Origin of the sequence: Marasmitruncus massiliensis (assembly GCF_900186535.1) — a bacterium.
GTDB lineage: Bacteria > Bacillota > Clostridia > Oscillospirales > Ruminococcaceae > Anaerotruncus > Anaerotruncus massiliensis_A.
The window spans coordinates 403472-415268 of the sequence record NZ_FYDE01000004.1 but is presented as its reverse complement, the minus strand read 5'-3'; the positions used below and the strand labels follow the sequence as shown (position 1 = coordinate 415268).

Here is an 11797-nt window from a genome sequence, read left to right as displayed (position 1 = left end):
TTGAAAATTTAAATCTCCCGCCTTGTTAAATTGGACTAAATTGATTGTCATTAACAAAACATTTTTTCATTGTTTGTATGTTTATAAAAATTATTTTCCAATTTCCAAAGCTTTCATTGCCATTGCCTTTACAACATTAAGTGCCGTCAGGTTCGCGTCATATGCTCTGCTGGCTGCCATTAAATCAACCATTTCTTCAGATGTATTCACATTGGGATACATGACATACCCGTTTTCGTCCGCATCCGGATGCGACGGGTCATAAACAGGGACAAAATCCTGCTGGCTTTCCACTACCTGTGTAGCCCGCACGCCCCCCTGCGTCAACTTGTTTTCTTCATTCTTCAACGCCTGGCCAAAATCAGCCGCACGTTCTTCAAAAACGACTTGCTTTCTCCGGTATGGTTCGCCTTCTGCCGTTCTGGTGGTTTGTGCATTCGCAATATTCTGAAGAATAATGTCTGTACGAAACCGTTCCGCCGTCAAAGCAGATCCCGCGATGTTTAATGAATTTAAAAATGACATTCTATTTACCTCCGCTTTACGATGATTTATTTTTTCACAAAATCATGAAATTAGAGGACAGACTATTTAAACGCCTGTCCGATTACATACTGCATATCTGTCAGCTGTCCGCTTATTTTCTGATAGAGGTAAACCGACTGCAGATAGGTATTGTAAAGCTCCAGCTCTTCCTTATCCGTTACGACATTGTTTCCGTCCGGTCGGGAAGAGGTTGTTTCGTCTTTGGTAACAGTCGCCTGAAAGCTGTAATCCTCGGCGCCCTTTTCCTTGCGGGCATTTTCAAGCGCATCCTCAAAAGACACCTTGCTTGCTTTGAATCCCGGTGTTTCAATGTTAGCCAAATTGTTTGAGATCACCTTTTGCTTCAGCCAAAGGGCATCAAGGCTGCTCTGCATCGCTTTAAATTCCAATCCGTCAAAAAGCATTGTGATTCCTCCCGTTTATTTTTGTATAGATAGTCTGATGCCCGGCTCATCCAAATTTTGGCTGAACCGGGTTTTGATTGACAGTCAAAGAAACTGTTTGCGGTATTTCTCCGGCCGGAAGCAGTTTTGCCATAACAACAAAACGCTGGTCTTTTTCCTGGGCGCCATATTTGATGCTGCAGGTGGAGAGGGTAAGAAATTGGTCGGATTCCCCGGCTGCAACATCGTATTGGTAGATGGAGCGGTCTTTTGCCTGCTGTGCGAGCGCCGCGCGCGAAGGTCCGTCCAAATCGGTACTGATATAATCAAGGCCTGTGTCGGTATAATAAACCGCAAAAATCTGCCAAACCATGTACTCTTCCGGTGTGGAAAAATAGATGACCGGATGCTTTTTCGCAAAGGTCTCATCCGTAAATTTAAACAACTGGGAAAAGCGCAGCCCGTCCGGGTCATCCTTTAAATCGCTGTGCCCGTAAATGACTGTATTGGCGGAAAGTTTTTCCCTTGGTCCGAAATTGCAGGTATAGTCCGCATAATAGCAGCCGTAAATATCCGGCTTTTTCCGTTCCGTCTGGCGGAGGTAAACCGTGTTGTTGTGTGACTGCACCACACTGTTATTGATCGTGGTGTCCGGGATATACAGCCATCCGACCGTATCCGGGTTTTGAGTGATCTCGTACCCGATTGCGTCCATCACATCTGCGGGGGTCTTGAGTGGCTTCATGACTCCCACAGACGGCTTCGCTTTTTCAGTCTGCCCCTGCTGGTCCTGCATCTGGCCCGAACTCGTCTGGCCGCCCGGCTGAGCGGCGTCCGACTGCGAGCTTTCCGGCTGTGCATTCACCTGGGACGCCTCCCCCGGGGTTTTCAGTAAAGCATTGTGCAGCGCATAATACAGCAGCCCGCCTGCCGCCGCGGCAAGAACCAGCACGGCCGCAATCAATTTTTTCATAAGCCATACTGCCTCCCGCCTGTGTTCGGATTGATCTTTTCCTGCTGCGACTTCGAGGAGAGGTTGACGTCGGTCTGCCCCTGCGTCCTATTTTCTGCACCGGAAAGCTTCCGGTCAGAAGCCGCGTAGGTCGACATATGGTCCAGCGTCACTGAAAACGCGCCCCGCGAATTTGTCGTAAAAGAGCCGTAGTAATCCATGCGCTGGTAGTCCTCATTGTAATAATACCAGTACATCTTCTCGTCACTGTACCGTCTGCCCAGATTCATGGTCAAAGTCGCCGGAGCAGGCAGGTCGCCGTGATATTTAAAGTAGATCAAAACAACCCGTGCCTTTTCGTTATCGCCATGGGAATCAATTTCATCCATGATTTCATCCTGAAGCGGCGAATCAAAACTCATACCAAAGTCAAAATAATCCACATGCGGAATCACTTCATCCAGATCTTTGCTGTTGAATTGCAGCGAGTAATCATTTCCCTGGAAAATAATCGTCTTTTCCGGATATTCCTTGAGCTTTTCGAATACGTCTCTGCCTACCCTGGAGTATTTGGAGATATCGACCAAAATCAAGTCGTCTTCCATTTCAAAGTCAATATCGTCCGTCGTAATCGGCGTCAGCGTACCCATCTTGTCTTCATCGCCGCGGTATACCGTGACGACATAGTCTTTCTTTTTGGTCCCGTCGGAGGAGGTCACTTCAATCGTAAATTCATTTTCCCCGTCCTGAATCGCGGAAGCGTAATTTCCGTCATAGTCACCGATCTCCTTGGTGCCGGAATAAACTTTCATCGTTGCGTATTTATCATCCGTCTTGGGGAGCAGTTCAACGGAATAGGTCTCTTCATCCACTGAGACCTCATAGTCCGTCACAGACGGCTTGAATTTTTCCGGGCGCATCTCACCATACTGCACTTCAAGACGCTTCAGATCCGCGTTGCTGTTTTTCTCTATGTAGTTCTCATTGGTAAACGTAATCGTATAGGTCATCTGCGTCTTGCCATCCTGAGCAGTTACGACGATGGATACCTTTTGTGTTTCTTCCAGGATACGGATCAGTTCGGAAGCTTTCCCGCTTTCTACCGATTTGCCGTCAATCTTAATTTTTGCGTTGGGATCGTTAGCAGTTGCCGTAATCGTTACGCCTTCCGCACCGGCTGCCACCTTTGCAGTATAGGCGGTCTTGCTGGGCATGAATACCGGTTGGAAATCTGTCGCGTTTCCGGCTTCCAGTTTAATTAACCGCGCATCCGAACTGGGCGGCAGCCGCTTAATAATCACCGTATAGACTTTCTGCGTTGCCTCAGCGTCTTCCGGAGTGACCGTAATGCTAAACTCCGTGTTCGTCGTGGTATCCGAATTCAGTGTAAACAGCGAAGAGGTTTCCCCGTTATTCACTTTGCGGTTATTGATCATGATTTTACTCACATAATCATAGGCCGCAGTCGGGGTAAACTTCACCTTTTGTACTTCATACGGAACCTCAACGGTGTATTTGGTGACTTCCGGGTCAAAATCATAAGCAATTTCTTTCCCGTCCTGATCCGCAATCACCAGAGATTTCAGGGTTGCATCCTTACTCGGCGGATCCCTGTAGACATGGATGGGATATTTCAGAACCTTATTCTGATATTCGGGGCTGTCCTCCGCCACACTGCCCACAGGCACGCTTTCCGGCCAGACCTCCAGCACCAGGTTGAAATAATCATCCGGGATGGATTCGTCATACGGCGAAACTTCGAAAGGTTTGGACGGTGTATTGGCCCCCAGCGTCTGCTCGTCTCCGCCCAGCAGGCCGCCTATCCCTTTCCCTTTCAGGATCATTGTTGCACCGCTGTCGGTCGGTTTTGCCTGTACCCTTATTTTACCAGTCGAATAAGGAATTTTCAACTCATAATAATCTTCTTCGTCCATGTTTGCATGAAACGCAGGGGTATAGGGAAGCGTTTTATTATTGCTGTCCATCACCGTCAGTTCCGAAAGCGTATTGACATCACTCGGCGGTGTCCGTGTAATGTTCAGCGTATAGATTGATTTATCGCTTTCATTCTTGTTTTCCGGCGTCATCGTAACCGTAAGTGTCATTTCCCGCCCGCTGTCGCTTTTTTTCGTTTCTGTGGCGATATCAAGCCATTCCGTTTTCGTAAAAAGCCCATTGTCAACGAGCGCAGGCAAAAACTCCGCTGTCGCCTTTTCATGATTCGGCACATAGGCTACGCGCGCTTTCTGCACCTTGAAGGGAATTTCCACATCGTACTCAAACACATTCTTTTGGATGCCGTTAAACAGCTCTTTATCGCTTTCGTCATAAAGCGTCAACGATTTCAGCGTGGAATCCGCACTTGGAGGCATCCGCATGATATTGAGCGTGTAGGTTTTGGTAATCAGGTTTTCCGCCGTTACCGTAACTTCCACCTTAACCGGTACATTTTCCGCAAGCGGTATTTCCGCACTGGTTGAACCGCTTGTAACCGATTGGTAATCGGGCGTACCGCCAGCTGTGGTCACCTTGATCTGGATATTCTTGTCAGCGTTCGGGTCGTTTCTGGTGGGGTTTAATGTAATACTTTCATAGTCATTTGTCAGGCTGATATCATAAACCGTTTTGTCGGAGGCAAATCCATAATCGATATCTTTCCACGCAAAAAACAAAGTATCCTTCAGCTTCCCTTTCAGCGTGAGCGATTTCAGCGTGGCATCATCGCTGGGGGAACTGTCGTTGATGATCAGCTGAAATGATTTGGAGGAGGCCTCGACCAGTTTGTTGTTGTTCCCTTTCACATAAAAAGTGACTTTCAGCGATAGAATCTGCCTTTCTTCGCCAGTAGGCCGAGCGGTAAAGATCAAGCCCATTGTGCCTTCATTCGAACTGTTTATGTTAGGATTTGCGATCTGCGCCCCAAAGGAATAATCATTCAGCTTATTGCCGCTGTCTATTGTCTGCATGGAAACTGCTTGTGCATTACCGCTTGCTAGCGAGACAATCGCATACTGGGATGCAGCGTTGTCTTTGCCCATATTTAATTGTATCTGATATTTATACGGATCTGTCGGCGGCTGAATCCCATTGATATGGCCATCATAAACATCCATTGCGACTTGAGAGGGCATAACAGGATCGGCAAACAGGTCGCCCACATCCTCCGGGCTTCCCTTGACCCATTGACTAACACGGGAAACCGATGCGGGTTGTCCCGTACCATGAATCTTAATAGGCAAAGCGGCCGACGGGTTTGTTACACTGCCATAAGTAACAGTAGCTTGCAGCTTTCCTTCCGCATCTTCATATTTCCGGTTCAGCCCAACCAAAAGCCAGTTTTTAGGATTCACGCTTGTGGGAATTGATATCACGCTCGCATCATCCGAAATGGTCGGCGTCCATACCCAATCTATCTTAAAGTCGGCGCCATACCGGTTAACCTGAGGCTGAAGTTCAAACGGAGTGTCAATGAAATTGAGCGAGTTATCTGCTGCTAAACGGATGTAGGACAGCTCAGAGATCGACCCTCCGCCCTCCGGTTCTCCTTTTTGCTGGGCAATTTCTGTTGCAATCTCTTGGCACGCTTTATCCGGAGTAAGTACTCTCAGCATCAATTCATTCGACTGCGGACCGGCAAGGGACAGTAAAAATTTAGTTCCCGCCTGTACATAATAATCCGTTTTAATCACATTGCCAAACTCATCTTTGATCTTATGCGGCTGTTTGGGCTTGAGGGTAATATCCAGACTTGCATTTTTCCCATTGCTGAGATGGACGATTAGGTTTTCGGAAGTGTTTTTTCTTGCAGCAACAGAAACGCTAACATTTTCCGCAAACTCCGAAAAAGCGTTTTGAGGGTCTGAATCTCCGACCAAAAACGAAAAACTCGGCGGTATTCCATCACTTTCAGAACTGGTGCATGTCAGGGTCGCTGTACTGTACTGAAATACCGACAATGGCGGATCTAAAGCAAAATCGGAATAAATCGGGGACGGTTCGCCTCCAGCCGTTTCAACACAGGTTCCACTCGACGGCTGCGAATAATAATTTCCTTTAATCGTCAATGTGACATCGCCATTAATTGTCATGCCGTCGTTAACAGTTACCCTTTGGCTGGTAGGGGTGGTTCCGGTAATAGTAACGTCTCCATCTTTTATTTCCGTACTATCACTGCGAACAATGGTCCATGCCTTCGCGCCTGACTCCTGAAGCACATTGCTGGGCTTTACTATATTGATGCCGATGGAATTTCCTCTGATAATTTCTGCTGTCGCACTTTCTCCCAAATTGCTGTTTACAAACGACAAAGTCACTCGATTATTATCCGCGGCTTTCACCACTGTATCGAAAAGGCCTGCGCCGCTGTTCAGCAGCATCAAGCAAGCAAGACAAAAGGCAGAAAAGCGTTTTTTTCTCATCCAATCACACTTCCATAATTTATCTGTAATTTTTTTTCAACGTAATAGATCATCACTATAAAACGTATCGGCTAAAAGAAAATAAACGAAAGTAAAAAAATAAAAAAGTCCCAAAATAGGACTTTTTTGTAAAAAACTATTGCTTTCTGGCGATTCGGTCAGCCTGAACAAAGGTGTCCCTCAATTCCTCAACCATTGGGATGATATCCTGAACTGGCTTGACCTCTTTTCTGATATTGGCCAGTATGATCTGCTGTATGAAAAAATCATACAAGGAATCCAGGTTCTGGGAGATACGGTACTTGTGATCCAGCGTGGCTTTTAAATGATTGAATATTTTCTGAGCCTTCTGCAGCGCCTGATTCGCTTTGGAAAAATCCTTCGAATCAATGAACAGGACCGCCCCGCTCAACTGTTTAATAATTTCTTCATACAGTTTCGTCAGCATTTCGCCTTGTGTCATCGTCATAACCGACTGTTTCTGATACTGCTCATAGGGGCTATTTGCCATCAGGGTCACCTCATTTTTACATTACGAGAATTGCTGAGCCAGCCAGGAAGACTGGGAATTTAAGCTGGACAACGCTGATTCCATGCTGTCAAACATCTTCCAATACCTGTTTTTTTCAGTTTCGTATTTATCCTGCAACTCTTCAATTTTAGAATTGATCGAGCGAAGCTGTTTCGTGAGCGTATTGGTGATTTCCGTTGCTTTTCCCACAACACCGGCAAGACCGACAAGCGTTCCCGGAGTAGAAGAATTTGTATTGGCGGTTGCTTTGATAGCAGAATTGAGCTTTATGGCAAGGCCATCCGTCGCATTCGCAAACAGATCCTGAATATCCTGCGAGTTGGTCTCGATCATGCTCTTCAGTTTGGACTCGTCAATCACCAGTTTTCCTTTATCTTCCCACTCGCTGCTGGTTTCGATGCCGATCTGATAGAGCGCAAAATCACTGCCATCCGGTTTCGTGTATAGCGCTGAGCGCATGCTGCTCAGAAAAGAGCTGATATTTGTATCATTGCGCAGAAGGCCGGTTTTCGACTTTTCTTCCCACAGTTTGATCTCCGATTCGGACATATCCTTTTTCTGAGCAGAAGTAAGCGGAGCATAATCGCGGTAGGTTGCTTCCTCATCTATTCTGGAATTCAAATCTCCGATCAGCTTGTTATAGGCTTCGACAAATGATTTCAGCCCTTCATAAATCTTGTCGGTATCCTTGGTAGTGGTGGCCGTTGCTGTTTCCCCTGTAAAGATTTTATTACCATTTTCATCCAGTTCAAAGCTTCCATCGCTATTCTTTTGATAAGAACCCGTTGTTTCCAAAAGTGTGATTGACAATCCTCCGGAAGTAAAAGTGTTGGAACTGCGCTCAGTATCAACGCCGTTAATGGTTACAATCGCATTTTGACCGGCTACAGCAGCCACATTGGGAGTTTCTGGGTCATCATATCCCAACTGGAGCGTAGTTGTACCGAACAGCTTTTTCATGAGTTCAGCGTCGTCATCAATACCAGTAAAGGTTCCAGTTCCTGTAATAGAAATTTTTCCTGTATCCGCATCAAAAGACGTTGATAGACCCGCTAGATGTATTTTTGTAAGCAAATCTGATATTGCTGGGTCTTCAATGCTTTTCGCAACATTATCGGTATTCTCAAAGCCAAATGCCAGTTGTAAATTCGTCTTCGCGGCATCAGCAACTTTTGACGGATCAATGTCGTCACCCGTATAAATATCATCGGTTTTCGCGAAGGACACATTGGAGCCGTTATTCACTTCGAGTTTATAACCAGTACCGTCCGACGCCAGTGCAATATTTTGCTCGCCGCTTTGAGCATAGCCAAAACGATCAGCAAGCCCCTGATTAATCAGCGTAAATAATTCTTCACGATCATACGTGCCACTGGACTTAGCAGGTACTGAAATACTGTAAGCTGTTCCGTCCACCGTCAGCTTAAAAGTTCCACTTGTAAAAGTGGTGACGGCATCCACTTGCGCTTTTACCTCTGCCGTTAAACTGTTCGCAACCGTATTTGTGGTAAGCGCATTGCTCAAAACAGTTGTGCCGGTCTTGACGGCATCACCGTCAATAACAACATCGCCGAACATCACATTCAGCAGATTGCCCTGTTCCTGTGTCATCGTAATGTTATATCCCGAGCCCGTGGAAGCGGATTGGATGGTAAATTTATCCTCCAGCTCGCTGTAGGTAATGCGAACATTCGCCTTGCTACTGTTGATTTTATTAATGACCTGATTGACTGTCATTGTATTGTCAATCTCAAAACGCTCTCCATTGATCGTGAATGTATAAGAACTGCCCTGAAGCGCTGTTGAGAACCCTACGTTCTGGAGCTGCTGGCCCAAAGCAATTTTATTCGACTGGCCTTCCTGAATTCCGAACAACTGGTATGTAATTTTATTACCGCCAACAGTAATCTGACGGCCAGCCGTGGGAGTGCTCAATGTCATATTCTTGCCGCTTAGCCCAACTTTGATCGCATTCGCACCAAACTCAAAATCCAACTGTTTCTGCAAATATCCAGTTAAAATTTCTTCATTATTGTCAAAAGTTCTATCCGGATCGTCTTTAAGAAGATCAGCTTCCATTTTATCTATGTCGTCCAGCGTAATCACATGGGACACGCCGTCGAGTGCGACCGTGATAGTAGCGTCGGCATCCGGGTCGGCGGTCGTGGTCAGTTTGCCATCGGTTGTTTTGGAACCGGCGGAGACACCGAGCATCTGCATGCCAAGGCGCGAAGACTTGCTGGAAACGCTGACACCCTCACCGCTGATCACAAGCTTCCCGGTTTTCTCATCAACAGACGCGGAAATACCGCTGCCCATATCCTTTAATTCTTCTTTGATCTGATCCGCCAACTCCTGCGTTGTACTGCATTTGCTGAGATCAATAGAATATTCATGAGTGCCATCATCTTCTGAAGCCACTGTGAAAACAACCGTCCGGTCCAGCGCGGACAAATCGAGCGCACTGGTCAACGTACCGCTTACTGTTCCCCCGGACTGCAATTTCGTAGCCGTTGCCAGCTGGCCTACCTGAATCTCAGTTTTGCCGGCCGCCGCACTGGATGTCGCCGTTACAGAAACCGCCTCGGATTTGGTAACTGCGGACATGGCATTGAAAAAGCTTGCGGACATCAGATTGGTGCTGGATGAAGAATTAAAAAAGGTGCTTTGGAATGTATTGATATCTGTAATGATCTGCCTGTAAAACTCCTGTTTCCAGGTAGTCGTCTGTTTCAGTTGATTCTGCTTATCAATTTTAGTTTGTGTGCCGGACAGCAGGCTCTCGACCATGCTCTCTGTATCCATGTTCGATACAAGACCGGACATGCCCTTACTGGTTGCAGCACTGGTGCTGTAGCTATTGGATGAACTCACTGTATTCATAAAACAACCTCCTGCCCGGCTTCAAAAATTTGAGCCGCATCATTTACGTCTAATTATGTTATCGTCCAAAAACAGCCAAATTCAACTGCATCTTTATAAAATTTACAATTTATCTACGCTTTTTTATAGGAAAGGGGGAAAAAACTGGTCTGTGACGAGATACCCGCGGTGCCATAAAATTTGGACGCCTGTGCAGTGGTGCTGCGATTCAGTTTTTTGATCTTTTCCAACAGGATTCCCTGTTCAAATTTGATCCGTTCTTCCGCCCGTGATTCTATCTGCCGGATACGATGAACAACTGCAAAAATCTGTTGGGCAGAATCAAAAACCGGCCAAAGCTCAGCGGGAATCTGATTGCGGCCGCAATGGTTTTTCAAGGCCTGACGGATAGCCGTCTGGTTTTCTGCGTTATCTGCCGCAAGCCTGTCCAAAGCCGCATCGATATGGTCCACCTCTCCGGACAGCCTTTCCCGGCTTTTCATATACGTTTCAATGTCGTCAACTTCACAGGAAAGCAAAGCCTGCGTATCCTTCTCATATTGCAGAAAAATGTCTTTCTTTTTTGCAAGCATTTCACACAATTCAGTGATCGTGTCCATGACACATTCTCCTTAAATTTATTTGCAAATTGCCGAATATATATTATAATCATAATAATATATTGTTCTATTTTTCTAACGAATTGCTGTGACCGGAATAGTCTAAAGGGGGATATCTTCAATGAGCCGTCAAAGGCGGTATTTCAAAGCACTTTTAAAAACAGAAGACGGAGCCGTTCTGGAAGAAGGATACGCCTGTATTCTGCATCAGGACCGTGCCGTAGAGTTTCGCAGCGGATTTGTTCCTCTGATGAAATTTGGAACCACTGCTCATATTGTGCGTGTGATAGAGGACCAGGAAACGCATTGTTTTACGGGGCAGGTCTATCTGTCTTCCCCGAAGCTGCTGCGAATCGTCAATGTGAACGACAAACTTTTGGCGGAAGCGGAACTTGCCTTGTCGGTGGAGACCTCTATTCATGCAAAGCTGAGTCCGGTTCTGTCGCAGGCTGAGACATTTCATCTTCCCATCGGCAAGCTGATAAAATTTGACGCGGAGATTTACTCCATCTCGATGACCACCATTAAATTTACTTCCAATGAAAAATTTGCAGTCGGTACTCAGCTTTTCATCAGTACGGAAGATCCCGTCCATCTGAAAAAGGTACTGGTTGAAGTCTTTCAGACAATCGATTTCGGGGAGGAGAAAGCCGGATACCGATGCAAGATCTTATCCCTGTCCGAGTCGTCAAATACAAATTTGTCTGAATATTTGGAAAAGTTAAACCAAATATTTCCGATCATTGAGGTTGATGAAGAAGACGCCGAGGAAGATAGAATTTGATTCTGTCTTCCTTTATTTTAACTCTGAGATAAATTTCAGCATATCAGGGGTAACCGTTCCGCTGGCTGCCTCTTTATTGCTTTCCACGGTCTGGCAAAGTTCCTTTCTGAGTATTACAAAATCTTTCGGTGCGTCTATTCCGATTTTCACCTTATCGCCGGAAATTTCTGTGATTTTCACTTCGATCTGTCCATTTATGAGAAGGGACTCTCCGCACTTTCTGGATAATATCAGCATTTCAGCGACTCTCCCTTCTGTTTTTCAACAGCGGGCCGCGTATGGGAAGATCCTCCTCCAGAATCAGCTGCATAGCCCTTTTCGTAGCAGGGTTCACGACGATAGGGCTTTTCATGTTTACAGTGGAGTTCAGAAATTCCGCAGCGATCACTGTTACAAGCCACAGCATAAAGCCGCCTTTGCCCAGCTGATTTTCAACAGATGGAGGCAGGTCAGGTTTATATCCCGGGTCTACGATTGCAGGATCGGTTAAAATAAAACAAATATCTTTTTCCTCCGCCGATTGCAGCCAGACAATATGACTGTTATTCTGATCGTACAGAAACACATACTTTGAAAGCGTTTCAAAACCATATATCGGTTGAATAAACGTAACAATGTCTTCTTCGGCGACATCTACTTCTCCAAAATCCCTTGTGTAAATTTTCATACCAACATCCTTTCGCAGATACGACAAACAGCT

At 46.0% G+C, this 11797-nt stretch carries 10 protein-coding genes; 1 reads left to right on the top strand and 9 read right to left on the bottom strand.

The window, feature by feature from the left end:
- Nucleotides 1-90: 90 nt before the first annotated feature.
- The 7 genes from flgC to C1A10_RS05870 form a co-directional block, all read right to left on the bottom strand.
- Complete coding sequence (flgC, locus tag C1A10_RS05900; RefSeq protein ID WP_101909369.1) at nucleotides 91-525, bottom strand: flagellar basal body rod protein FlgC; 435 nt, start codon at nucleotides 523-525, stop codon at nucleotides 91-93.
- A 62-nt stretch (nucleotides 526-587) separates the two neighbouring features.
- The gene (flgB, locus tag C1A10_RS05895; protein WP_101909368.1) at nucleotides 588-950 is read right to left on the bottom strand and encodes a flagellar basal body rod protein FlgB; all 363 of its coding nucleotides are present in this window, start codon (nucleotides 948-950) and stop codon (nucleotides 588-590) included.
- Nucleotides 951-996: 46 nt separating this feature from the next.
- Nucleotides 997-1902 carry a class B sortase gene (locus C1A10_RS05890; protein ID WP_101909367.1) on the bottom strand — a complete coding sequence of 302 codons (906 nt, stop codon included), beginning with the start codon at nucleotides 1900-1902 and terminating at the stop codon, nucleotides 997-999.
- Nucleotides 1899-6299, bottom strand: coding sequence for a cadherin-like beta sandwich domain-containing protein (locus tag C1A10_RS05885; protein WP_101909366.1), 4401 nt, complete (start codon nucleotides 6297-6299; stop codon nucleotides 1899-1901). Before C1A10_RS05885 ends, C1A10_RS05890 begins: the two co-directional genes overlap by 4 nt.
- A 136-nt stretch (nucleotides 6300-6435) precedes the next feature.
- A complete protein-coding gene (fliS, locus tag C1A10_RS05880; protein WP_101909365.1) occupies nucleotides 6436-6810 on the bottom strand; it encodes a flagellar export chaperone FliS in 375 nt (124 codons plus the stop codon).
- Between the two features lie 21 nt (nucleotides 6811-6831).
- Complete coding sequence (gene fliD / locus C1A10_RS05875) at nucleotides 6832-9714, bottom strand: flagellar filament capping protein FliD (protein WP_101909364.1); 2883 nt, start codon at nucleotides 9712-9714, stop codon at nucleotides 6832-6834.
- A gap of 113 nt (nucleotides 9715-9827) precedes the next feature.
- Nucleotides 9828-10313: a hypothetical protein gene (locus C1A10_RS05870; RefSeq protein ID WP_101909363.1), complete on the bottom strand. Its 486-nt coding sequence runs from the start codon at nucleotides 10311-10313 to the stop codon at nucleotides 9828-9830.
- Nucleotides 10314-10434: 121 nt separating this feature from the next.
- On the opposite strand from C1A10_RS05870, the gene C1A10_RS05865 reads away from it, so the two are divergent.
- Complete coding sequence (locus C1A10_RS05865; RefSeq protein WP_101909362.1) at nucleotides 10435-11097, top strand: hypothetical protein; 663 nt, start codon at nucleotides 10435-10437, stop codon at nucleotides 11095-11097.
- A 12-nt stretch (nucleotides 11098-11109) separates the two neighbouring features.
- Here the strand turns inward: C1A10_RS05865 and csrA are convergent, their stop codons facing one another.
- On the bottom strand, nucleotides 11110-11334 hold the full coding sequence (gene csrA, locus C1A10_RS05860) for a carbon storage regulator CsrA (RefSeq protein ID WP_101909361.1): 225 nt from the start codon (nucleotides 11332-11334) through the stop codon (nucleotides 11110-11112).
- Between the two features lies 1 nt (nucleotide 11335).
- Entirely contained in the window at nucleotides 11336-11764 is a 429-nt protein-coding gene (gene fliW, locus C1A10_RS05855) for a flagellar assembly protein FliW (protein WP_101909360.1), read from the bottom strand.
- Between the last annotated feature and the right edge of the window lie 33 nt (nucleotides 11765-11797).

Coding starts and splice junctions, on each gene's coding strand:
- csrA (WP_101909361.1), bottom strand. CDS start 11,334: ATGCTGATATTATCCAGAAAGTGCGGAGAGTCCCTTCTCATAAATGGA.
- C1A10_RS05870 (WP_101909363.1), bottom strand. CDS start 10,313: ATGGACACGATCACTGAATTGTGTGAAATGCTTGCAAAAAAGAAAGAC.
- fliD (WP_101909364.1), bottom strand. CDS start 9,714: ATGAATACAGTGAGTTCATCCAATAGCTACAGCACCAGTGCTGCAACC.
- C1A10_RS05890 (WP_101909367.1), bottom strand. CDS start 1,902: ATGAAAAAATTGATTGCGGCCGTGCTGGTTCTTGCCGCGGCGGCAGGC.
- flgB (WP_101909368.1), bottom strand. CDS start 950: ATGCTTTTTGACGGATTGGAATTTAAAGCGATGCAGAGCAGCCTTGAT.
- fliS (WP_101909365.1), bottom strand. CDS start 6,810: ATGGCAAATAGCCCCTATGAGCAGTATCAGAAACAGTCGGTTATGACG.
- flgC (WP_101909369.1), bottom strand. CDS start 525: ATGTCATTTTTAAATTCATTAAACATCGCGGGATCTGCTTTGACGGCG.
- C1A10_RS05885 (WP_101909366.1), bottom strand. CDS start 6,299: ATGAGAAAAAAACGCTTTTCTGCCTTTTGTCTTGCTTGCTTGATGCTG.
- C1A10_RS05865 (WP_101909362.1), top strand. CDS start 10,435: ATGAGCCGTCAAAGGCGGTATTTCAAAGCACTTTTAAAAACAGAAGAC.
- fliW (WP_101909360.1), bottom strand. CDS start 11,764: ATGAAAATTTACACAAGGGATTTTGGAGAAGTAGATGTCGCCGAAGAA.